This is a genomic window from Dryocola clanedunensis (genome assembly GCF_038405435.1).
GTDB classification, from domain to species: Bacteria; Pseudomonadota; Gammaproteobacteria; order Enterobacterales; family Enterobacteriaceae; genus Dryocola; species Dryocola clanedunensis_A.
Genome location: NZ_JBBYHZ010000185.1, coordinates 1 through 552 on the forward strand (window position 1 = coordinate 1; position 552 = coordinate 552).

Consider the following 552-nt stretch of genomic DNA (forward strand, 5'->3'; position numbering starts at 1 on the left):
TCCTCATCGGTCACGCAGGTGGGGCAGTGCACCGGCTGAGCCGCAAAAGCAGGCGTTGCAACCGCCGCAGCCGTTAATGCAAGCATCGCACTGAAGAGCTTCACAATAGATCCTTTATTGAGAAATTGCCGATTTTTGCTCGGCGATTTGATCCTAGCACCGTGAAGCATGTGGCTGGGTTGCTGATCCTGCCGTGACCTCGCCAACGTGACCGCGTACGCGTCCGCAGTTGGGTTTGTCATGACCTTTGAAGCGGCGCGGGACTTCTCTGATTCAGGGCGTGGCTGGCTGCCGAGCGGGATGACGCGACGGCAATGCTGCTGGCCAGCGAGTGCAGACATCGAAGGTCCCCACCTTTTTGTGCCTCACGGCAAGGTAAATTTCCGCGCCATCCGCAGTGGCCAGACCGACGTGAACTGCGCGCCACCCACCAGCCGGTATGCTGCCGAAACACTGTGCAGCACGCCCATCGCCTCCAGCACATCCTTGGTCTTCCGGAACGTCGGCCGCGGATCCGCAGTGAACGTGAAAAGGTTGATCTCTTTCGCGCTG

The 552-nt window shown here is 59.6% G+C and carries 1 protein-coding gene; it reads right to left on the reverse strand.

What is annotated here, in order from left to right:
• Window positions 1–365: 365 nt before the first annotated feature.
• Window positions 366–552, reverse strand: a 187-nt coding sequence (locus tag AAE045_RS24135; RefSeq protein ID WP_455549827.1) for a hypothetical protein, incomplete at its 5' end; no start/stop codon positions are given.